Here is a 21,387-nt window from a genome sequence, read left to right on the forward strand (position 1 = left end):
TCGAAAGGGTGAGTGCGTCGGCGCGCCGGTTTGTCTGCCGAAAGGCGAGAAATGAGCGCTTTGGCCAAGGGGTGCGGGACGCGGGAGTCCGTACGAGATCTGAAGGCGCCGTGTACGGCCCTCGATGGCGCAGGCGGCGTGCGGCGTGCGGCGGGCGGCAGATGGCAGGCAGCGGGCGGCGGCCGCCCGAGCGCCGGCGGGCCCAGGCCGGGCTGCCGCGCAGCGCAAGCGGTCCTGTGCGCCGGCGGCCCGGCGGCCCGGCGGCCCGGCGATCCGGCGAGCCGGGAACCCGTGAAGCCCGGAAGGAGATGAGGGGGGTGGGGAGGGTTCATGAGAGACGCCCGGCACCGGCCTCCACCGCTGGTGCCGGGCGTCACCCGGTCGGCGCAGCCGCCCCGGGCGAGGCCACTGTCGCCGATGCCGGGCATATCCCCGGAACGGCGCGCCGCCACTCCCGTGATCTGTGACTGTAATCACCGCGCGCATGTGATCTGCGATTTAGGGCGCTCCCGCGTACGGCGATAACCTGCGAGGCGGACATGCCGCGTACCGGCCAGTGTGTGCGCCTCCCAGTGACCGCGTCGTCACGCTGCCCCTGCGGCACGCCCATGCAGACAACGCACCGCAATCACCACGACAGCGGTATCGAGACGCAAAGGGACGGACGCGCGTGGACCTGTTCGAGTATCAGGCGAGGGACCTCTTCGCCAAGCACGGTGTACCGGTGCTGGCCGGTGAAGTGATCGACACGCCTGAGGCGGCGCGCGAGGTGACCGAGCGTCTCGGCGGCCGCGCGGTCGTCAAGGCGCAGGTCAAGGTCGGTGGCCGCGGCAAGGCCGGCGGCGTGAAGCTGGCCAAGGACCCGGCCGACGCGGTCGAGAAGGCCGGCCAGATCCTGGGCATGGACATCAAGGGCCACACGGTCCACAAGGTGATGCTGGCCCAGACCGCGGAGATCAAGGAGGAGTACTACGTCTCCTTCCTGCTGGACCGCACCAACCGCACCTTCCTGGCCATGGCCTCCGTCGAGGGCGGCATGGACATCGAGGAGGTCGCGGCCACCAAGCCCGAGGCCCTCGCGAAGATCCCGGTGGACGCCAACGAGGGCGTGACCCCCGAGAAGGCCCGCGAGATCGTCGAGGCGGCGAAGTTCCCCGCCGACGTGGCGGACCAGATCGCCGAGATCCTGCAGACCCTGTGGAAGGCGTTCATCGCCGAGGACGCGCTCCTCGTCGAGGTCAACCCGCTGGCCAAGACCGGTGACGACGGCAAGGTCCTGGCGCTGGACGGCAAGGTGTCCCTGGACGCCAACGCCGACTTCCGCCAGCCGGACCACGCGGCGCTGGAGGACAAGGCCGCGGCCGACCCGCTGGAGGCCGCCGCCAAGGCCAAGGGCCTCAACTACGTCAAGCTCGACGGCGAGGTCGGCATCATCGGCAACGGCGCGGGTCTCGTGATGAGCACCCTGGACGTCGTCGCGTACGCCGGTGAGGCGCACAACAACGTCAAGCCCGCCAACTTCCTCGACATCGGCGGCGGTGCCTCCGCCGAGGTGATGGCGAACGGCCTGGAGATCATCCTGGGCGACCCGGCCGTCAAGTCCGTCTTCGTCAACGTCTTCGGTGGCATCACCGCCTGTGACGCGGTCGCCAACGGCATCGTGCAGGCCCTGGAGCTGCTGAAGTCCAAGGGCGAGGAGGTCGACAAGCCGCTGGTCGTGCGGCTCGACGGCAACAACGCGGAGCTGGGGCGCAAGATCCTCTCCGACGCGAACCACCCGCTGGTCCAGCAGGTGGACACCATGGACGGTGCGGCCGACCGTGCCGCCGAGCTGGCTGCTAAGTAAAGGGAACGGGTCACCAACACCATGGCTATCTTCCTCACCAAGGAAAGCAAGGTCATCGTCCAGGGGATGACCGGCTCCGAGGGCCAGAAGCACACCAAGCGGATGCTTGCCTCGGGTACGAACATCGTCGGCGGCGTGAACCCGCGCAAGGCGGGCACCAAGGTCGACTTCGACGGCACCGAGGTGCCCGTCTTCGGCTCCGTCAAGGAGGCCATGGAGGCCACCGGCGCGGACGTCACCGTGATCTTCGTTCCGCCGAAGTTCGCGAAGGACGCGGTCGTCGAGGCGATCGACGCCGAGATCGGTCTGGCCGTCGTCATCACCGAGGGCATCGCGGTGCACGACACCGCCGCGTTCTGGGCCCACGCCGGCGCCAAGGGCAACAAGACCCGGATCGTCGGCCCCAACTGCCCGGGTCTCATCTCCCCCGGACAGTCGAACGCCGGCATCATCCCGGCCGACATCACCAACGCCGGCCGCATCGGCCTGGTCTCGAAGTCGGGCACGCTGACGTACCAGATGATGTACGAGCTGCGCGACCTGGGCTTCTCGTCGGCCGTCGGCATCGGTGGCGACCCGGTCATCGGCACCACGCACATCGACGCCCTGGCCGCCTTCGAGGCCGACCCCGACACCGACCTGATCGTGATGATCGGTGAGATCGGCGGCGACGCCGAGGAGCGGGCCGCGGAGTACATCAAGGCGAACGTGACGAAGCCGGTCGTCGGCTACGTCGCCGGGTTCACCGCGCCCGAGGGCAAGACCATGGGCCACGCCGGCGCCATCGTCTCCGGCTCCTCCGGCACCGCGCAGGCGAAGAAGGAGGCCCTGGAGGCCGCGGGTGTGAAGGTCGGCAAGACGCCGTCCGAGACGGCCCGCCTCGCGCGCGCCGCGCTCGCCGGCTGATCTCCGGCCACCCGGCCACCCGGCCACCGGCCACCGGCCCTCGGGCTGAACGCCCGCAAGGCCGCCTCGCAGGGCGCCGGTTCCCCCTTCCCGGGCGGGAACCGGCGCCCTGCGGCATGCCCGGGCCCGCTTACCCGCACCCCGCCTGCCCGGACCTGCCCGGCCGTCCGGGCGTCCGGCCCGGATCATCCGATCAGTCGGGTGATCCAACGACACAACGAACATATGCGGCTAACCGGATTTACAGGATGCCCCTTGGCAGCATGGCCGTGTGAGCCGACCGATCGCCGACCCCGGCCTGCTGCCCCTGTCCGTCCGTGACCACTCCGCCGCCCCGCCCGCCCGGCTCGGCGACCGTCTCCGCACCGCAGGAGCAGGAATGGCCGGTGGCGCGGTCGCGGCCGGCGTGGGGCTCGGCGTGCCCGCCGTGGCGGTGCTGGCCCACTGGATCATCTCGGCCGACCCCGGCGCCGGGCCGGAGGGCGCCCTGCGGACCGCCGCCGCCCTCTGGCTCCTCGGTCACGGCGCCGAACTCCTCCGCGCCACCGGGGCGGACGGCGGCACGGCACCCGTGGGACTGCCGCCGCTGCTGATCGGGCTGCTGCCGGTGTGGCTGCTGTACCGCTCGGCGCGACGGGCCACGGAGGCGGCGGAGCAGGCGGAGGCCGCGGAAACCGCGGTGCTCGCGGAGGCGGCCCTGGCGGTGGGCGTCGCACGGACGGAGTTCACGGGACGAGGACGGCCGGCCGGTAACCGCGAAGCGGCACGCGGTGGTGCGCCGGAGGGCCGTGCGGCGGCGGATGAGGAGTCCCTGCATGCGCCCGCGTACAGCGCGTTCGGCACACTCGGCTGGCTCTGCGCCGGCTACCTCCTCGTCGGACTCGGCGCCGTCCTCTACGCCGACGACGGACCGCTCCGGGCCGTGCCCGCCGAGGCGCTGCCGCGGCTCTGCGCCGTCTGCGCCGTGACGGTGCTGTGCGGCACCTGGGCCTCCGGCGGTCTGGCCGAGCGCCGGCTGCCCCCGGGCGTGCGCGCCGCTCTGCGCCGGCTGCCGCGCGCGCTGCGCGCCCCGTTCGGCTACCCCGAAGCGGGGGCGGGGCCCCGGGCGGCGGCCCGGGGCGTCGCGGTTCTTCTCTGCGGCGGCGCGCTGCTGGTGGCCGTGTCGCTCGCCGTGCACGGAACCGAGGCCCGGGACGCGCTGCTGGTCCTGGACGGGACGGTGCCCGGCCGCGCTTCCGTGCTGCTGCTGTGCCTGGCCCTGGTGCCCAACGCGGCCGTCTGGGCCGCGGCCTACGGGCTGGGGCCCGGCTTCACGGCGGGCGCGGGCAGCACGGTCACCGCCCTTGCCACCACGGGCTACCCGGAGCTGCCGCGTTTCCCCCTGCTCGCCGCGCTCCCGTCCGAGGGCCCCGGCTCCCCGCTGACCTGGGCCGCCGGCGCGATCCCCGTGATGGCGGGCCTGGCCGTCGGCCGGCGCGCGGCCCTCGCCGCGTACCGGGCGCGGGCGGCGGGGCGGCCTGTCCCCGCCTGGTGGCAGACCCTGCTGACCGCCATGTACGGGGCGATGGTCTGCGGGCTCGCGATGACGCTCATCGCGGCGGCGTCGGGCGGCACCCTGGGCACCGGTGCGCTGGCCCGCCTCGGGCCCGACGCCTGGACCACCGGGGTGGCGGCGGCCGCCTGGACGGGCGCGTTCGGGCTGCCCACCGCGCTCGTGCTGCACGGCTGGTGGCTCAGGAAGAGCCGGTGGCGCGGCGCGGGCCCGGATCCCGTCACCGCCACGGCCTGACGGCAGGATCCCCGGCCGGCACGGCCCGCCGGCCTCAGTCCGGGACGCCGAGGAGGGGGCGGAGACGCTCGGGGAGGAGTTCCTCGCACTGCTGCTGGGAGGAACGGGTCAGGGCGTCGTCCACACACGTGTAGTAGTCGCGGTAGACGATCTGGAAGGTGTAGGTCGTCGCCACGACGGCCAGGGCGAGGCTGCCCGTGATCAGGCCGCTGACCGCCGCGCTCTTCTGCGACCTGGCCCCGTAACCGCCGTTCTGCGCCGCGCCCTTGGCGGGCCCGGCGGCGGGGGCGCCCCCGGCGTCCGGGGCGCCCGACACGTCCTCCGGGCGGGCCGCGGCGGTGCGGGCCGGCGAACGCTCCGGGCGGGGCGCCTTGCCCCGCAGGGAGCTGATGCCCCAGTACAGGGCGAGGGAGCCCAGCAGCAGGGCGATCTCCGGGAGGCTGAACAGGGCGAGGATGAACGCCCACATACCGGCGACCATCGCGTAGCGTGCGCGCCGCTGGTTCGGGTCCGTCGGGTCCCAGCGCAGCTCGCCGGGGCCGCCGGGCCCCTCGGAGCGGCCCGGCCCGTCCTGCCGTCCGCCCCCGAAGCCGCCGCTCTGCCGGCCCGGCTGGCGGCTGCTCCACCGGGAGCTGCCCCAGGAGGGCCGCCGGCCGCCGTCCTCGCCGCCGCCCCGGCCCTCGCCGGGGCCGCCGCGGGGCCGCCACTCCTCGTCGGGGCGGCCTTCCGGCGGCGGCGCGAAGGGGTTGTCGGGCTCACCGGCCCGGTCGCCGCCGTTCCCGGCGCCCCGGCCGTTCCCGGCGCCCCGGCCGTCCCGTCCGTTCCCGGCGCCCTCCGGGCCCCGCCCGGTGTCCCGCGGACCGCCGCCGCCCTCACCACCGCCGCCAGTGCCACTGCCGCCACTGCCGCTGTCGTGTGCGTCACGTCCGTCCCGCCCGCCGGAGGCCGGGGACGCCGATGCCGGGGGGCGTTCGCGCAGCAGCGGAGTCGGGAACGGCGGGAGGCTGGGAGTCGCGCGGAGGCTTCGGTCCGGCATCTGGAGTGTTGTCTTCCCTCGTGTCGTCGTCCGGGCCGCGGGCCCGCGTCGGCGGATTCGGCCCTTGGAGTGACGTCGGTGTCTGAGACGCACGCTACCTTCCGCGCGCGCCCCCGTCCCGCGGGGGCTGCCCGCGGTGCCGGTATCGTGGCCCCCGGTCGGCGGCTTCGTAGGGTCTTCCGGACACCAGGATGCTCCTCGCTTGTGCGACCCCACAAACCTGCGCCCCGTGAGAGAGAGTTCCGCCGTGTCCTCGCCCCCTCCCAGTGCCCGCTCCTGGACTCCGGACGAGGGCCGGCCCGCCCGGCTCGTGGTGCTGGTCTCCGGCTCCGGTACGAATCTCCAGGCGCTGCTCGACGCGGTCGCGGCCGCCGAGGACGGCTCGTACGGCGCCGAGATCGTCGCCGTCGGCGCCGACCGCGACGGCATCGCCGGCCTGGAGCGCGCCGAGCGCGCCGGGCTGCCGGTGTTCGTCTGCCGCCTCGGCGACCACCCGGACCGCGCCGCCTGGGACCGGGCGCTCACCGAGGCCACCGCCCGCTTCGCACCGGACCTCGTGGTCTCGGCGGGCTTCATGAAGATCGTGGGCAAGGAATTCCTCGCCCGCTTCGGGGGACGGTTCATCAACACCCACCCCGCGCTGCTCCCCAGCTTCCCCGGCGCCCACGCCGTGCGCGACGCACTCGCGTACGGGGTGCGGGTGACCGGCTGCACCGTCCACTTCGTCGACGACGGCGTCGACACCGGCCCCGTCATCGCCCAGGGCGTGGTCGAGGTCCGGGACGAGGACCACGAGGACGGCGGAGCGGCGCTCCATGAGCGCATCAAGGAAGTCGAGCGACGGCTGCTCGTCGAGGTCGTGGGGCGTCTGGCCCGCAACGGCTATCGCATTGAGGGACGAAAGGTACAGATCCCATGACCACTCCTGAAGGCCTCGCGGGCCTGCAAGGCCCCGACGGCACGCAGCGGCCCATCCGCCGCGCGCTGGTCAGCGTCTACGACAAGACCGGCCTGGAGGAGCTGGCCCGGGGGCTGCACGAGGCCGGCGTCGAGCTGGTCTCCACCGGTTCCACGGCCGGGCGGATCGCCGCCGCCGGCGTGCCCGTCACCAAGGTCGAGGAGCTGACCGGCTTCCCCGAGTGCCTGGACGGCCGCGTCAAGACGCTGCACCCCCGGGTGCACGCCGGGATCCTCGCCGACCTGCGTCTGGAGGAGCACCGGAAGCAGCTCGACGAGCTGGAGGTGGCGCCTTTCGAACTGGTCGTCGTCAACCTCTACCCCTTCCAGGAGACCGTCGCCTCCGGCGCCGGCCCCGACGAGTGCGTCGAGCAGATCGACATCGGCGGGCCGTCCATGGTGCGCGCCGCCGCCAAGAACCACCCCTCGGTCGCCGTGGTCACCAGCCCCGGGCGGTACGGGGACGTCCTCGCCGCCGTCCGTGACGGCGGCTTCGGCCTGGACGCGCGCAAGCGGCTCGCCGCCGAGGCGTTCCAGCACACCGCCGCGTACGACGCCGCCGTCGCCTCCTGGTTCACCGGGACCTACGCCCCCGAGCACGCGGAGAACGTCACCGCGCTGCCCGAGTTCCTCGGCGAGACCTGGCGCCGCAAGAGCACCCTCCGCTACGGCGAGAACCCGCACCAGTCGGCCGCCCTCTACACCGACGGCACCCCCGAGGGCCTCGCCAACGCCGAGCAGCTGCACGGCAAGGAGATGTCCTTCAACAACTACGTGGACACCGAGGCCGCCCGCCGCGCCGCCTACGACCACGACGAGCCCTGCGTGGCGATCATCAAGCACGCCAACCCGTGCGGCATCGCCATCGGCGCCGACGTGGCCGAGGCGCACCGCAAGGCGCACGCCTGCGATCCGCTGTCGGCCTTCGGTGGTGTGATCGCCGTCAACCGCCCGGTGTCCGTCGCGATGGCCGAGCAGGTCGCGGAGATCTTCACCGAGGTCGTCGCGGCCCCGGCGTACGAGGACGGCGCCGTCGAGGTGCTGGCCCGCAAGAAGAACATCCGGGTGCTGCGCGTCCAGGGCGCCCCGGTCCGGGCGAATGAGCTGCGGCCCGTCTCCGGCGGCGTGCTCCTGCAGCACAGCGACCGCCTCCAGGCGGAGGGCGACCTGCCCGAGACCTGGACCCGGGTCTCCGGCGACGCGCTGGACGAGACCGGGCTGGCCGAACTGGCCTTCGCCTGGCGCGCCTGCCGCGCCGTGAAGTCCAACGCCATCCTGCTGGCCAGGGGCGGCGCGACCGTCGGCGTCGGCATGGGCCAGGTCAACCGCGTCGACTCCGCGAAGCTCGCGGTGCAGCGGGCCGGCGCGGAGCGGGCGGCCGGCGCGTACGCCGCCTCCGACGCCTTCTTCCCGTTCCCGGACGGCCTGGAGGTGCTGCTGGAGGCCGGTGTCACCGCCGTCGTCCAGCCGGGCGGCTCCGTCCGCGACGAGCAGGTGATCGAGGCGGCGAAGGCGGCCGGCGTCACGATGTACCTCACCGGGACCCGGCACTTCTTCCACTGAGCCGGCCCGCCCCGCACCCCCGCGGGAGCCGCCCGGGCCGCGCCCCCCTTCGCCGGGGCGGCGCGGCCCGGGCCCGTACACCCACGGGCGCCCGCGCCCGCCCCCACCGCACCCGCACTCGCCCCCGTCGCGGCGGACCTCATTGGCCACCGCCGCCGCCCATCCGGGAGGATGAAGCCATGACTGCCCAGATTCTCGACGGCAAGGCCACCGCGGCCGCGATCAAATCGGAACTCGCCACCCGCGTCGCGGAGCTCAAGGCCCGCGGCGTCACGCCCGGCCTCGGCACCCTCCTCGTCGGCGACGACGTCGGCAGCCAGAAGTACGTCGCCGGGAAGCACCGCGACTGCGCGCAGGTCGGCATCGCCTCCATCCAGCGCGAACTCCCCGCGACCGCCACGCAGGAGGAGATCGAGGCGGTCGTACGGGAGCTGAACGAGGACCCGGCCTGCACCGGCTACATCGTCCAGCTCCCGCTGCCCAAGGGCATCGACACCGGCCGTGTCCTGGAGCTGATCGACCCGGCGAAGGACGCCGACGGGCTCGCCCCGATGAGCCTGGGCAAGCTGGTGCTCAACCAGGAGGCCGCCCTGCCCTGCACCCCCAACGGCATCCTGGCGCTGCTGCGCCGCCACGGCGTGGAGACGAAGGGCGCGCATCTGACCGTCGTCGGCCGCGGGATGACCGTCGGCCGGTCCATCGGGCTGCTGTTCACGCGCCGCGAGGTCAACGCGACCGTGACCCTCTGCCACACCGGCACCCGCGACCTCTCCGCCCAGCTCCGGCAGGCCGACATCATCGTCGCCGCCGCCGGCGCCCCGCACATCGTCCGGCCCGAGGACGTCAAGCCGGGCGCCGCCGTCCTGGACGTCGGCGTCAGCCGGGACGAGAGCGGGAAGATCGTCGGCGATGTGCACCCGGACGTGGCCGAGGTCGCCGGCTGGGTGGCGCCGAACCCGGGCGGTGTCGGCCCGATGACCCGCGCGCTGCTGCTGCAGAACGTGGTGGAGGCCGCCGAACGGCAGGCCGGGATCCGGCCCACCGCGGACCATGCGGGCTGAGGCCGGCGTGGAGAGCCGCGCGGCGGGCGACGGCCCCGAGACGCCCGACGGGGCCGGGAGCTCCGGGACGTCCGAGGCCGGCGGCCCGGGCCCGGGCTCCGGCGCGGGCCGGAGCCGCCGCTTCCCCCGCTTCACGCGAAGCACCGCCAGGCCCGAGGGCGGCGGCCGCGCGGCGCCGGGCGACGCCCCGGCGCCGGTACGGCAGTGGCCGCTGCTGTCGGTGATGGGCGGCACCGCGGTCGGTCTGGTCCTCGTCGCCTTCGGCGTGTCCCGGATCGGCACCCTGCTCATCGGGCTCTCACTGCTCGCCGGCGCGGTGCTGCGCCGGGTGCTGCCGTCGGTGGGCATGCTGGCCGTGCGCTCCCGCTTCACGGACATGGTGACGTACGGGCTGCTGGGCACCCTGATCTCGCTGCTGGCCCTGATGTCGCTCCCCGACCCCTGGCTGGAGATCCCCTGGCTGGAGGAGATCATCCGCTTCGCGGTGCGCTGACGCCGGCCACGCCACGGCCGCGGCACAGGCACGGCCACGGCACACACGGGACGGCGGCCCGTCCTCTCCCCCGTGAGAGGACGGGCCGCCGCCGTGTACGGAAGGAGCCGCCGCCGCTTACTTGCCGCGCAGCGCCTTCCAGGTCTTCGGGCCGACGATGCCGTCCGCCTGGCCCGCCCCCATGTACTTCTTCTGGAACCACTTGACGTGGCTGCGGGTCTTCGGCCCGAAGACGCCGTCGACGGCGATGTTCGCGGAGCCGGAGGCCGTGTCGTTGATGAGCTTCTGGATCTCCTTGACCCGCGCGCCCCTGTCGCCGTAGTCGGTGTACGCGCGGCCGGAGTAGTAGCCGCAGTAGAAGCCGATGGTCGAGTGGTAGTAGCAGCTCGCGGCGGCCGAGGCCGGCGCGGCGGCACCCGCGTGGCCGGAGTCGGTGGCGACGGCCGGGGCGGTGAGCAGCCCGGTGCCCAGGACGGCGGCGCCCAGCGTGATGGCGATGCGCTGGTGTGCGTTCCGGCGCTTCGGTGCGTTCATGTGACGTATTCCCCCTGTGTGGTCGGGTGGTGGTGCGGAGGGCGGCGCGGGGTGGGCCGCGCCGCCCCTGGTGCCGAACCGATAGTGCGGGCCATTCCTCGGCGGCGCCACGCCTGCCCGCCGGCCGGGGCGATCGTGGGACGGCACCCGCTCCCACCTGCTGGGACGCCGCCTGGGACGGTGCGGTGCGGGGACGCGTGCGAGGGCCGGGCCCTGACCGGAACCCGTCGGTTCGGTGCCCGGCGTGAGAAACCCCGTGCCTCGCCGTCAAGTTCTCGGGCGTGGCGGGGGATAACCTCCCTCCGGGGCTCCGGACGCGGATGAGGTGGAGCATGTCGCGTTGGAAGCAGTTGCCGGACACGCTCGACGAACGGGCGCGGCAACTGGTGGTGCAGTTGAGACGGCTCAAGGACCGCAGCGGCCTGAGCCTGGTCTCGCTCGGCAGGAAGACCGCGTACAGCCGTTCGTCCTGGGAGCGCTATCTCAACGGGAAGGCGCTGCCGCCGCGCCAGGCGGTGGAGCAGCTCGCCCGGCTCGGCGGGACGGACCCCACCCGGCTGCTGGTGCTCCACGAACTCGCCGAGGCGGCCGTCCGCGGGCCCGGCGCAACCCGGGCGGCCGGGAGCGCGGACGCGGAGACGGGCCCGGCGGGGGACGCCACGCGAGCGGGCGGTGCCGGTCCGGAACCGGCCGGTGAGCCGTCGGCTCCCCGCCGCCGCTCGCGGGCACCGCTGGTGGCCGGTCTCGCGGTGGCGGCCGTGGCCGTCGCGGCCGCGGTGCTGGTCGCCGCGCCCTGGGAGGACGAGGGCGGCCCGGCCGCCTCCACGCCGGCGCAGGGGAGCCCCTCCGCGCCGGCGGAGCCCTCCGCCCGGGCGCACGACGGTCCGTACGTCTACGAACCGGGCCGCACCTACCACTGCGACGTGCGCCGCGAGAACGGCCTCCTCGGCGCGGGGCACAGCGCGACCCGCGACGCCGTGCTCCAGACCTCCACCACCGGCTGGGACGTCGTGGAGGCCCAGTGCCTGCTGAAGCACCACGGCTTCTCCCCGGGCGGCATCGACGGCATCTACGGTGATCTGACGACCCGGGCCGTCAAGCGCATCCAGGACAAGCACGGGCTCGTGGTCGACGGCAAGGTCGGCCCGCACACCTGGGGAGTGCTGCGCCGATGACCGGCAGCGCGGGACACCCCCGCCCGCCCGCGCGGGAGCGCGAGCCCGCCGCCCGGCCGCCCGGGCAGGCTCCCGAATGCGCCCGTCTGGCCGAGGAGTTGCGGGACCTGCGGAAGAGGACGGGGCTCAGCCTCGCGGCGCTGGCGGAGCGGACCCCCTACAGCAAGTCCTCCTGGGAGCGGTATCTCAACGGGAAGAAGCAGGTGCCGCGGCAGGCCGTGGAAGCGTTGTGCCGGCTCGCCGGGGAGCGCCCGGACCGGCTGCTCGTGCTGTGGGACCTGGCCGACGCCGAATGGAGCGGCCGCGGAGCCTCCGTGACGACCCCGGCGGCGGCCGGAACGGCCGGCGGAGACACGGCTTCCGGAGGGACCGGTGCCGAAGGCACCGCTGCCGGAGAGATCGCGGCCGGAGAGACCGGGAACCGGGACGCCGGGGGAGCGGTGGCCGGACGACCGGCCGCCCCGGAGGCCGCCGGCGGCCTGTTCCGGTGGCCGTACCCGACCCGGCGGCGGACAGCCGTCCTCGCCGCCCTCTGCGTGACCGCCGCGGTCGCGGGCGCGCTGGCGCTCGGCGGCATCCGGCCCGGCGGCACCGAGCGGGAGGCAGCCGCGGGGAGTTCCACCTCCGCGACACCGAGCCCGCCGCCGCCGGGCTGCCGCGGCGCGGCGTGCGACGGCAAGGACCCGGAGAGCATGGGCTGCGGGATCACCGTGCGGACCCTCGGCGGCCACCGCACGGCCCGGGGAGCGGGCATGGAGATCCGCTACAGCGAACGCTGCGGTGCCGCGTGGGCCCGGATCTGGCAGTCGCGCGTCGGGGACCGGGTCCGGATCACCGCCCCGGGCGGCCGTTTCCAGCAGGCCGCGGTGGCCGACCGGTACGACGCCGAGGGCTATGTCTACACACCGATGATCGGAGCCGGAGTGCGGTCCGCCCTCCGTGCCTGCCACCTCCCGGCCCCGGGCGGGGAGCGCGAGTGCTTCGACACCACCGCGGACGGGGAGGAGACCGGGGATCCGGCCGCCGGCGCGGACGCGACCTGACGGGCCGCGGCGCCCCCCGCCTTCGGGGCCCTCGGTCCGACGCCGTCAATCCCCGTATTCGCGCCACGCGTTGACCTGTTGACCCGTCGAGCCCTCGTGTCCCGGTGGGCGGCGGAGCCCGTCCCCTCCCCCGAGCAGGACGAGCTCCGCCTGCCTCCGAGCCTCTTCGTCCGCGTGTTCGGGATCAAGAGTCAGGGGTGCTCTGTGGCCCGGAGGTGACGGTTCCGGCACGTCGTGATCATGCTGTGCGCGGTGTGTCGGGAGTCGGTAACGGCTCGGCACGGCCGTGTCCCGGTCCCGCCCGGTCCCGCCCGGTCCCGCACCGTCCCTCGCCCGCGGCCCAACCCGTCCCGAACGGCACGGATGCGGGCGTACCGCCGCCGGTGCGGGGGGTGATCCGGGGCCCTCGCGTCCCGAACCGGGAACACCCGTGTCGCCGCCGTGGAGGAACTGACATCCTGATCCCGAACATCCTTGACGGCAGGCGGTGTTACTGGGAGGTGCACCGCCGCCGGGTACGTGTGCACATGCGGGGGGAACAGGGGGAGGCAATGCCTCGTTGGAAGGTGCTGCCGGAGGAACTGGACCCGCAGATACGGGAGTTCACCGGACAGCTCCGCCGGATCGTCGAACTGAGCGGTCTGGGGGTCGGGTCCGTCGCGGACCGCACCGGCTACAGCAAGACCTCGTGGGACCGCTATCTGAACGGACGTCTGCTGCCGCCGCTCGGCGCCGTGGTGGCGCTGGCCGAGGTGACGGGCTACGCCATCGGGCCGCTCACGGCCCAGTGGGAGCGGGCCGAGGCGGCGTGGGCCCGCGCCGAGGCCGGGCAGGAGCCCGCCACGGAGCCGCCGCCGGACCCGGCGCCGGGCCGGACGGCGTCCGGGCACGCCCCGCCCGGACCCGGGCCGGAAGACGCGCCGCCCGGCCGGTCGACTCCCGGTCGCGGGACACCCGGACGGCCGGCCGGTCATGCCGGTCCCGGCCGGACGGCTTCGGAGCGCCCGGACCCCGGGTATCCGACCCCGGACACCGTCGCGCTGTCCGTCGTGACCGCCCCGGCCGGGCCGGGCGGGGGCCGCGACGCGCGCTCCGGCTCCGGCCCGCGGCCCGGCGGCGGTGCCCGGCGTGCGCTGCTGTTCGGTCTCGGGCTGGCCGGGGCGCTGGCCGCGGCCGCCGGCGCGGTCTTCTTCCTCGACCTCGGTGACGATGCCCCGGCGGACGGCAAGGCCCGGGTCGCCACCACGCCGGCGTCCACCCCGGAGCAGGAGCGGACGGAACTCCCGGAGGGCGTCACCTGCTCCGGTGACGACTGCACGGGTGAGGACCCGGAGGAGCAGGGCTGCGGCGGCGAACATGCCGGTACGGTCACGGAGTTGCGGGTCGGCGCGGCGTTCGTCGAGATGCGGCACAGCGAGGTCTGCGGCGCGGTCTGGGCGCGGATCACCGAGGCGGCCCCCGGCGACTCGGTGCGGGTGGCCGTGGGAGAGCGGAGCGAGAGCTCGGAGGTCGCGGCCGGGACGGGGACACAGCCCGGGGTGACGGAGGCGTACACCCGGATGGTGGCCGCCGAGCGGCCGTCCGACGCCGAGGTCTGCGCCACCACGGCCGCGGGCGAGAAGGGCTGCGCGCGGCCCGGCGCCGCGGAGGGCTCCGCGACGTCCGCCCCGCCGGGCGACGGGACCGGGACCGGGGCACCCCCGACCCCGGCAGCTCCGCCCGCCGAGGGGTAACCGTCCCGCACGGCCGGCCCCGGTTCGCGGCGTGGCCGCGGTCTCGTGGGCCGGGCTCCGCGGGGGACGGGCTCCGCGGGCCGGGTGGCCGGGCTCCGCGGGCCGGGGCCGGGTGGCCGGGGCCCGGCGTTCGGGGTGCTCCAACCGGGCGCCGGGATGCTCTCCGCCGGGCGCCGGGGTGCTCTCCGCGGGGCGGTGGCCGTCCTTCCGTTTCTTTCCGCCGGCCAGGGCGCATGCTCCCGCCGATCGGGGGCAGGCGCTCCACTACCCCCCACGGGTGCGGCACACCCCCTTGGCGGCCGCTCGTCTCCCCCTCCTCGACGAGCGGCCGCCCTCGCCGTGCCCGGGGACCTCCGCGCCCGTGCCACCGCCGCACCCAGCCGTACCGCCGTACCCCCGCACCCTCCGTCCTCCGGCCGGGCCGTGAGCCGGGACACACAGGGGCGGCAGGGCCCCGCGGACCCGTGGTCGGATAGCCTGGCGCCGGTCTCCCGTACCTTGCTTTCCCGGGCACAACCGGGCGGAAGACCGTAGATCACATGGGGCAGGGACACCCACCACGACCCGCAGCAGGAGATCGCACATGACTCGCACTCCCGTCAATGTCACCGTCACCGGAGCGGCCGGGCAGATCGGCTACGCGCTGCTCTTCCGTATCGCCTCCGGTCACCTCCTCGGCGCGGACGTGCCGGTCAAGCTGCGCCTCCTGGAGATCCCGCAGGGGCTCAAGGCCGCCGAGGGCACCGCGATGGAGCTCGACGACTGCGCCTTCCCGCTGCTGCGCGGCATCGAGATCACCGACGACCCGAACGTGGCCTTCGACGGTGCGAACGTCGGCCTCCTCGTCGGCGCCCGCCCCCGCACCAAGGGCATGGAGCGCGGTGACCTGCTGGAGGCCAACGGCGGCATCTTCAAGCCGCAGGGCAAGGCGATCAACGACCACGCGGCGGACGACGTGAAGGTCCTCGTCGTCGGCAACCCGGCCAACACCAACGCGCTCATCGCCCAGGCCGCGGCCCCGGACGTACCGGCCGAGCGCTTCACCGCGATGACCCGCCTGGACCACAACCGCGCCATCTCGCAGCTCGCGGCGAAGACCGGCGCCGCCGTCTCCGACATCACGAAGCTGACGATCTGGGGCAACCACTCCGCCACCCAGTACCCGGACATCTTCCACGCGGAGATCGCCGGCAAGAACGCCGCCGAGGTCGTGAACGACGAGGCCTGGCTCGCCGACACCTTCATCCCGACCGTCGCCAAGCGCGGTGCCGCGATCATCGAGGCCCGGGGCGCGTCCTCGGCCGCCTCGGCCGCCAACGCCGCCATCGACCACATCCACACCTGGGTCAACGGCACCGCCGCGGGCGACTGGACCTCCATGGGCATCCCGTCGGACGGCTCCTACGGTGTCCCGGAGGGCCTGATCTCCTCCTTCCCGGTCACCTGCGAGGGCGGCCAGTACAAGATCGTCCAGGGCCTGGACATCAACGAGTTCTCCCGCACCCGCATCGACGCCTCGGTGCAGGAGCTGGCGGAGGAGCGCGACGCGGTGCGCGGTCTCGGCCTGCTCTGATCCCCGCCCCGGACCGGCCCCCGGCCGGTCCCGGCATCTCCCGGCGGCCCGCCGCCCGGTCCGTGACACGACCGGCGGCGGCCCGCCGTGGTTCCGGCACCGGCCGGAACTCGCAGTGCCGGATCTCCCGGTGCCGGGATGCCCAGTGCCGGAACTCTCAGTGCCGGCCCGGCTGGTAGACGCCCGGCAGGGCCCGGGTGGTCACGGCGATCCGGTTCCAGGCGTTGATGGTGAGGATGAGCCCGATGAGCTGGGCGAGCTGGGGCTCGTCGAACTGCGCGGCGGCCCGCTCGTAGACCTCGTCCGGGACCCCGCCGGGCAGCAGGGTGACCGCCTCGGTGAGGGCGAGCGCCGCCCGCTCCTGCTCCGTGTAGTAGCCGGTGGCCTCCTCCCAGGCGCTCAGCAGGTAGATGCGGTCCTCGCGCTCGCCGGCGGCGCGGGCGTCCTTGGTGTGCATGTCCAGGCAGAAGGCGCAGTGGTTGAGCTGTGAGGCGCGGATCTTGACGAGCTCCGCCAGCACCGGGTCCACGCCCTCATTGGCGGCCCGGTCGAGGGCCACCATGGCCCGGTAGACCCCGGGGGCCAGCTTCGGCAGATTCATCCGGGGTCCCCCGAGGGAGTCCCCCGCAGTGCCGCTTTTTCCCGCGGTGCCGGCCGCGCCGGTCCCGTTCCCCGCTGCCGTGTTGGTCTCGATCTCGGTCGTCGTGTTCGTCATGACAGGAACGCTACGGGGCGGGTGGCGCAGACGGATGGGCCATTTCACCAGTCTGTGTACGGGCCAATCGCCGTGCGCCCGAAGGAGGTTGGCGGCACACCCGGCCGCCCCGGCGGCATTCGGCCATGGCTGTGCGCGCCATTGACGTGCTCCGGCGAGCGCTCTACGTTCGTTTCGCTTTCCGCACATTCGTGCACAGAGCGAACGCGTGGTGCATGTTCCCCGCGGACATTCGGGGCGGAACCACCGGCTATCACCGGTCCTCACACTCGGGAGTCTTCATGCACCACCGGCTTTCCGGACTCGTCATCGCGGCGGCCACCGCCGTCGCGCTGGCCGGATGCGGTTCCTCGGCATCCTCCGACGGCGGCGCCGAGACGGGGGAGGGCGGCACCGCGCAGGTGAAGGTCGGCGTCATCCCGATCCTCGACGTCGCCCCCCTCTACCTGGGCGAGAAGAAGGGCTTCTTCAAGGAACGGGGCATCGAACTCACGCTGGAGAGCGGTCAGGGCGGCGCGGTCATCGTGCCCGGCGTGGTGAGTGGCCAGTTCCAGTTCGGCTTCTCCAATGTGACCTCCCTGATGGTTGCCCACTCCCAGGGCGTGCCGATCCAGTCGGTCGCCAACGGCGTGGCCTCCACCGGCAAGGACGGCGCCGACTTCGGCGGCGTGGCGGTGGCGAAGGACAGCGGGATCAAGTCGGCGAAAGACCTCGCCGGCAAGAAGGTCGCCGTCAACACGCTGAAGAACATCAGCGACACCGCCGTCCGCCAGTCGGTGCGCGAGGCCGGCGGCGATCCGAAGGACATCGAGTTCACCGAGCTCGCCTTCGACCAGATGCCCGCCGCGCTCTCCGAGGGCCGCGTCGAGGCAGCCTTACTGGTCGAGCCCGCGCTCTCCATCGCCAAGGCCCAGGGCGCCCGCGTCATCGCCTCCAGCTTCGTCGACGCCGCCCCCGACCTGACCGTGGCCACGTACTTCACCTCCGACAAGACCGCCCGGGAGCACCCGGAGCTGGTGAAGAAGTTCACCGAGGCGATGAACGAGTCCCTGCGGTACGCCGACGAACACCCGGACGAGGTCCGCGAGATCCTCGGCAGCTACACCAAGATCGACGCCAAGCTGGCGGAGTCCCTGACGCTGCCGCGCTGGCCCACCGGGACCAACCGCGAATCGATCGAGAAGCTGGCCGAACTCGGCCGGAAGGACGGCGTGTTCACCAAGACCCCCGATCTGGACGCTCTCTTCCGATGACCTCCACCACCCTGCCGGGGGAGACGGGCACGGCCGTCCCCGGCCGCCTCGGCCCGGCGCTGCGCGGCCTCGCCGGACTCGCCGGCCTGGCCGCGCTGCTCCAGGCGCTGCCGCTCACCGGCCTCGTCTCCCCCGACTACCTGCCCACCACCACCTCCATCCTCGGCGCGTTCACCGGACTGCTCGGCGACCCGGCGTTCTGGACCGCGCTCGGCGACACCCTGACCGGCTGGGCCCTCGGCCTGGCCATCGCCGTCACCGCCGGCGTCGCGCTCGGCATCGTCATCGGCTCCGTACCCCTGCTGCGCGCGGTCACGGCCTCCACCATCGAGTTCCTGCGGCCGATCCCGTCCGTCGCGCTCATCCCGGTGGCCGTGCTGCTCTACGGCACCGACCTCCGCTCCACCCTGCTGCTGGTCGTGTACGCCGCCTTCTGGCAGGTGCTCGTCCAGGTGCTGGCCGGCGTCCACGACGTCGACCCGGTGGCCGACGACACCGCGCACAGCTACCGGCTCGGCCGCTGGGGCCGCGTCCGGTACGTGCTGTGGCCCACCGCCCTGCCCTACGTCATGACCGGGGTGCGGCTGGCCGCGGCCGTCGCGCTCGTCCTCGCCGTCACCGCCGAACTCATCATCGGCACCCCGGGCCTGGGCAAGCGGCTCGCCGTCGCGCAGAGCTCCGGCGCCGTCCCCGAGGTGTACGCCCTCGTCCTCGTCACGGGACTGCTCGGCGTGGCGATCAACCTCGTGGCCCGCGCGGTCGAACGGCGCACGCTCTTCTGGCACCAGTCGGTCCGCGGGAAGGAGCCGTCATGACCATCTCCTCGGTGGCCAAACGGGTCCTGACCGTCCTCGGTCTGCCCGCCGCCCTCATCACCGTCTGGTGGTTCGCCACGGCCGACAGTACCGACTTCTACTTCCCCGCGCTGCGGGACATCCTCGCCGCCTTCGGCACCGTCTGGACCGGGGAGCGGCTCACCACCGACGTGCTGCCCAGCCTCCTCCGGCTCGCCGGGGGCTACCTCCTCGCCTCCGCCGCCGGCATCGCGCTCGGCGTGCTCATCGGCACCCGGCAGGCCGTGCGCGACGTCCTCGAACCCGTCCTGGAACTCTTCCGGGCCATCCCGCCGCCCGTCCTCGTCCCCGTGATCATGCTGTTCGCGGGCATCGGCGACACCATGAAGATCCTGGTCATCGCCAGCGGCTGCCTCTGGCCGGTGCTGCTCAACACCGTCGAGGGCGTGCGCTCCGCCGACGAGGTGCTGAGCGACACCTGCCGCGCCTACGGCATCACCGGCGCCGCCCGGCTCCGGCACTTCGTGCTCCCCGGGGCCGGACCGCAGATCGTCACCGGCATGCGGCAGGCGCTGTCCATCGGGATCATCCTGATGGTCATCAGCGAGATGTTCGCCGCCAGCAACGGCCTGGGCTTCACCGTCGTGCAGTTCCAGCGCGGCTTCGCCATCCCCGAGATGTGGAGCGGCGTCCTGCTCCTCGGCGTCCTCGGTTTCCTGCTCTCCCTGCTCTTCCGGCTCGTGGAGAACCGGGCCCTCGCCTGGTACCACGGCCTGCGCCGGGCCCAGAGGTCGTCATGACCACCGGCACCGCCACCGTCACCCCGGCCGGCCCGTTTCCACCGAGGAGGCGTCGATGCTCGACGTACAAGGTCTGCGCAAGACCTACACCGCCCGCGGCCGCACCGTCGAGGCGGTCCGCGACCTGACCTTCCACATCGCGCCCGGCGAACTCGTCTGCCTCGTCGGCCCGTCCGGCTGCGGCAAGACCACCCTGCTCAAGTGCATGGCCGGGCTGCTCACCCCGACCGGCGGCGAGGTGCGGCTGCGGGGCGAGCCCGTGACCGGGCCGCCGGAGGGCATGGCCGTCGTCCTCCAGGAGTACGGCCGCTCCCTCTTCGCCTGGATGAACGTCCACGACAACGTGGGCCTGCCGCTGCGCCGCAAGAAGATGTCCAAGGCGCGCCGCGAGGAACTCGTCGACCGCGCGCTGGAGCTGGTCGGCCTGGCCGACGCCCGCGACGCGTACCCCTGGCAGCTCTCCGGCGGGATGCAGCAGCGTGTCGCCATCGCCCGTGCCGTGGCCTACGAGCCCCAAGTGCTGCTGATGGACGAGCCGTTCGCGGCCGTTGACGCGCAGACCCGTGCCGAGCTGGAGGATCTCATCCGCCGGCTCTGGCACGAGCTGGGCGTGACGGTGCTGTTCGTCACCCACGACATCGACGAGGCCGTCTACCTCGGGCAGAAGACGATCATCCTCTCCAAGTCGCCCACCGTGGTGCAGGAGGAGCTCGTCATCGACCTCCCAGACGAGCGCGACCAGCTCCACACCCGCTCCAGCGCCCGCTTCGGCGAACTGCGCGCCCACGTCTACGAGCAGATCCAGCGCGCCAAGAACGGCGCCGCGCCGGAGAAGGCGGCGGGGAAGGCGTCCGAGAAGGCCGTGGAGCGGCCGGACGGTACGGAGCACGCGGAGCGGCGGGCGGAACCGGAGCGGGTGGAGAAGGCGTAGCGTCCGGGGAAGGCGGAGAGCCCGGCGGCCGGGCCGGGGAAGGCGCGAAGACGGTGCGAGGACGGCGCGAGGCTCCTGCTTGACACCCGAATCCGCGGAGTCCTGGCGTCCGCCCGGGATCTGGGCGTGATTCGCGCAGGTCAACGGGGGCAAGGAGAACGATGACGGACAGCGGTACGGGCAGCGGCACGGCCGGCGGCACCGGCGGCGACACGGGCGGCGGCCCCGACGGCGGGCGCGGCCCCCACTTCGTCCAGTCGCTGGAACGCGGCCTCGCCGTGATCCGGACGTTCAGCGCCGAGACCCCCGAACTGACCCTCACGGACGTCGCCAAGGCCACCGGTCTCAGCCGGGCCGCGGCCCGCCGCTTCCTGCTGACCCTGGCCGATCTGGGCTATGTGCGCTCCGACGGCCGGCTGTTCCGGCTCACCCCCCGGGTCCTCGACCTGGGTTACCCGTATCTGTCCAGCCTCTCGCTGGCCGATGTGGCGGCGCCGCACCTCGAACAACTCGTCGCCGCCGTGCGCGAGTCCTCCTCGGCGGCCGTCCTCGACGGCGAGGACATCGTGTACGTCAGCCGGGTGCCCACCCGCCGGATCATGACCGTGTCCATCAGCATCGGCACCCGTTTCCCGGCCTACGCCACCTCCCTCGGACGGGTGCTGCTCGCGGGTCTCCCGCCCGCCGAGCGGGAGGCGTTCCTGGAGCGGGCCCGGCTCGCCCCGCTCACCCCCCGGACGATCACCTCCCGGGAGGAGCTGGCGGCCGAGCTGGCGACGGTGCGGGAGCAGGGCTGGAGCATCGTCGACCAAGAGCTGGAGCTCGGCCTGATCTCGGTCGCCGCGCCGGTCCACGACGAGCAGGGGCGCGTGGTCGCGGCCGTCAACGTCTCCACCCACGCCAGCCGGGCCACCCCCGAGTCGATCCGGCAGGACCTGGTGCCGGCCCTGCTGGACACCGCCGCGGGCATCGAGGCCGATCTGCACAAGAACAGCCGCACCTGAGCCGGACCGCGCCGCCGGTGCGCCCCGGGGCCGCGCCCGTCGATGGGTCCCGTGGTCCCGGGAGGACCCGCACCGCCGCGGGCATCGGGCCGGCCCGCGTAAGAACAGCCGCGCTGAGCCGGGCCTGCCGCCCGGGCGCCCGGGTCCGCCCCGGGCAGGTCCATGGCCGTGGAGAACCCCG

19 protein-coding genes are annotated in these 21,387 nt (G+C 74.0%); 16 read left to right on the top strand and 3 right to left on the bottom strand.

Annotation, left to right across the window (positions count from 1 at the left end):
- The first annotated feature begins 670 nt into the window (after positions 1 to 670).
- The 3 genes from sucC to IF83_RS0104480 all read left to right on the top strand — a co-directional run bounded on the left by sucC (position 671) and on the right by IF83_RS0104480 (position 4,541).
- Positions 671 to 1,846: an ADP-forming succinate--CoA ligase subunit beta gene (gene sucC, locus IF83_RS0104470; RefSeq protein ID WP_030542685.1), complete on the top strand. Its 1,176-nt coding sequence runs from the start codon at positions 671 to 673 to the stop codon at positions 1,844 to 1,846.
- 21 nt (positions 1,847 to 1,867) lie between these two features.
- Positions 1,868 to 2,752 (top strand): succinate--CoA ligase subunit alpha, encoded by an 885-nt coding sequence (gene sucD, locus IF83_RS0104475; RefSeq protein WP_030542686.1) that lies wholly within the window; start codon positions 1,868 to 1,870, stop codon positions 2,750 to 2,752.
- A 271-nt stretch (positions 2,753 to 3,023) separates the two neighbouring features.
- Positions 3,024 to 4,541, top strand: a complete 1,518-nt coding sequence (locus IF83_RS0104480; protein ID WP_158710995.1) for a cell division protein PerM — start codon at positions 3,024 to 3,026, stop codon at positions 4,539 to 4,541.
- Positions 4,542 to 4,575: 34 nt separating this feature from the next.
- Here IF83_RS0104480 and IF83_RS0104485 read toward each other — a convergent pair whose 3' ends face one another.
- Positions 4,576 to 5,577 carry a hypothetical protein gene (locus IF83_RS0104485; protein WP_030542688.1) on the bottom strand — a complete coding sequence of 334 codons (1,002 nt, stop codon included), beginning with the start codon at positions 5,575 to 5,577 and terminating at the stop codon, positions 4,576 to 4,578.
- A 247-nt stretch (positions 5,578 to 5,824) separates the two neighbouring features.
- Here IF83_RS0104485 and purN point away from each other — a divergent pair, with 247 nt between their 5' ends.
- From purN to IF83_RS0104505, 4 genes are all read left to right on the top strand, one after another.
- Positions 5,825 to 6,496, top strand: coding sequence for a phosphoribosylglycinamide formyltransferase (gene purN / locus IF83_RS0104490; RefSeq protein ID WP_030542689.1), 672 nt, complete (start codon positions 5,825 to 5,827; stop codon positions 6,494 to 6,496).
- Positions 6,493 to 8,097, top strand: coding sequence for a bifunctional phosphoribosylaminoimidazolecarboxamide formyltransferase/IMP cyclohydrolase (gene purH, locus IF83_RS0104495; protein ID WP_051722447.1), 1,605 nt, complete (start codon positions 6,493 to 6,495; stop codon positions 8,095 to 8,097). Before purN ends, purH begins: the two co-directional genes overlap by 4 nt.
- A gap of 179 nt (positions 8,098 to 8,276) precedes the next feature.
- Positions 8,277 to 9,158 (top strand): bifunctional methylenetetrahydrofolate dehydrogenase/methenyltetrahydrofolate cyclohydrolase, encoded by an 882-nt coding sequence (locus IF83_RS0104500; RefSeq protein WP_030542691.1) that lies wholly within the window; start codon positions 8,277 to 8,279, stop codon positions 9,156 to 9,158.
- Positions 9,148 to 9,651 carry a DUF3017 domain-containing protein gene (locus tag IF83_RS0104505; protein ID WP_030542692.1) on the top strand — a complete coding sequence of 168 codons (504 nt, stop codon included), beginning with the start codon at positions 9,148 to 9,150 and terminating at the stop codon, positions 9,649 to 9,651. Before IF83_RS0104500 ends, IF83_RS0104505 begins: the two co-directional genes overlap by 11 nt.
- Positions 9,652 to 9,768: 117 nt before the next feature.
- Here the strand turns inward: IF83_RS0104505 and IF83_RS0104510 are convergent, their stop codons facing one another.
- Positions 9,769 to 10,185: a peptidoglycan-binding domain-containing protein gene (locus IF83_RS0104510; RefSeq protein ID WP_078843156.1), complete on the bottom strand. Its 417-nt coding sequence runs from the start codon at positions 10,183 to 10,185 to the stop codon at positions 9,769 to 9,771.
- A gap of 332 nt (positions 10,186 to 10,517) precedes the next feature.
- Between IF83_RS0104510 and IF83_RS0104515 the strand changes: the two genes are divergently transcribed.
- The 4 genes from IF83_RS0104515 (at position 10,518) to IF83_RS0104535 (ending at position 15,709) form a co-directional block, all read left to right on the top strand.
- Positions 10,518 to 11,360 carry a peptidoglycan-binding protein gene (locus IF83_RS0104515; RefSeq protein WP_030542694.1) on the top strand — a complete coding sequence of 281 codons (843 nt, stop codon included), beginning with the start codon at positions 10,518 to 10,520 and terminating at the stop codon, positions 11,358 to 11,360.
- Positions 11,357 to 12,403, top strand: a complete 1,047-nt coding sequence (locus tag IF83_RS0104520) for a helix-turn-helix domain-containing protein (protein WP_051722449.1) — start codon at positions 11,357 to 11,359, stop codon at positions 12,401 to 12,403. The genes IF83_RS0104515 and IF83_RS0104520 overlap by 4 nt, the downstream gene beginning before the upstream one ends.
- A gap of 551 nt (positions 12,404 to 12,954) precedes the next feature.
- Positions 12,955 to 14,136, top strand: a complete 1,182-nt coding sequence (locus IF83_RS0104530; RefSeq protein WP_078843157.1) for a helix-turn-helix domain-containing protein — start codon at positions 12,955 to 12,957, stop codon at positions 14,134 to 14,136.
- A 583-nt stretch (positions 14,137 to 14,719) separates the two neighbouring features.
- Positions 14,720 to 15,709, top strand: coding sequence for a malate dehydrogenase (locus IF83_RS0104535; protein ID WP_030542697.1), 990 nt, complete (start codon positions 14,720 to 14,722; stop codon positions 15,707 to 15,709).
- Between the two features lie 157 nt (positions 15,710 to 15,866).
- On the opposite strand, the gene IF83_RS0104540 is transcribed toward IF83_RS0104535, so the two are convergent.
- Positions 15,867 to 16,310: a carboxymuconolactone decarboxylase family protein gene (locus tag IF83_RS0104540; RefSeq protein WP_051722468.1), complete on the bottom strand. Its 444-nt coding sequence runs from the start codon at positions 16,308 to 16,310 to the stop codon at positions 15,867 to 15,869.
- A 395-nt stretch (positions 16,311 to 16,705) separates the two neighbouring features.
- On the opposite strand from IF83_RS0104540, the gene IF83_RS0104545 reads away from it, so the two are divergent.
- The 5 genes from IF83_RS0104545 (at position 16,706) to IF83_RS0104565 (ending at position 21,206) form a co-directional block, all read left to right on the top strand.
- Positions 16,706 to 17,677 carry an ABC transporter substrate-binding protein gene (locus tag IF83_RS0104545; protein ID WP_030542699.1) on the top strand — a complete coding sequence of 324 codons (972 nt, stop codon included), beginning with the start codon at positions 16,706 to 16,708 and terminating at the stop codon, positions 17,675 to 17,677.
- Positions 17,674 to 18,492, top strand: a complete 819-nt coding sequence (locus IF83_RS0104550) for an ABC transporter permease (protein WP_051722451.1) — start codon at positions 17,674 to 17,676, stop codon at positions 18,490 to 18,492. The genes IF83_RS0104545 and IF83_RS0104550 overlap by 4 nt, the downstream gene beginning before the upstream one ends.
- Positions 18,489 to 19,271, top strand: a complete 783-nt coding sequence (locus tag IF83_RS0104555) for an ABC transporter permease (RefSeq protein ID WP_030542701.1) — start codon at positions 18,489 to 18,491, stop codon at positions 19,269 to 19,271. Before IF83_RS0104550 ends, IF83_RS0104555 begins: the two co-directional genes overlap by 4 nt.
- 55 nt (positions 19,272 to 19,326) lie before the next feature.
- Entirely contained in the window at positions 19,327 to 20,202 is an 876-nt protein-coding gene (locus tag IF83_RS0104560) for an ABC transporter ATP-binding protein (RefSeq protein ID WP_051722452.1), read from the top strand.
- Positions 20,203 to 20,363: 161 nt separating this feature from the next.
- Complete coding sequence (locus tag IF83_RS0104565; RefSeq protein WP_078843159.1) at positions 20,364 to 21,206, top strand: IclR family transcriptional regulator domain-containing protein; 843 nt, start codon at positions 20,364 to 20,366, stop codon at positions 21,204 to 21,206.
- The last annotated feature ends 181 nt before the right edge of the window (positions 21,207 to 21,387 follow it).

This window comes from Streptomyces albus subsp. albus, assembly GCF_000719865.1.
Taxonomy (GTDB): domain Bacteria; phylum Actinomycetota; class Actinomycetes; order Streptomycetales; family Streptomycetaceae; genus Streptomyces; species Streptomyces albus_E.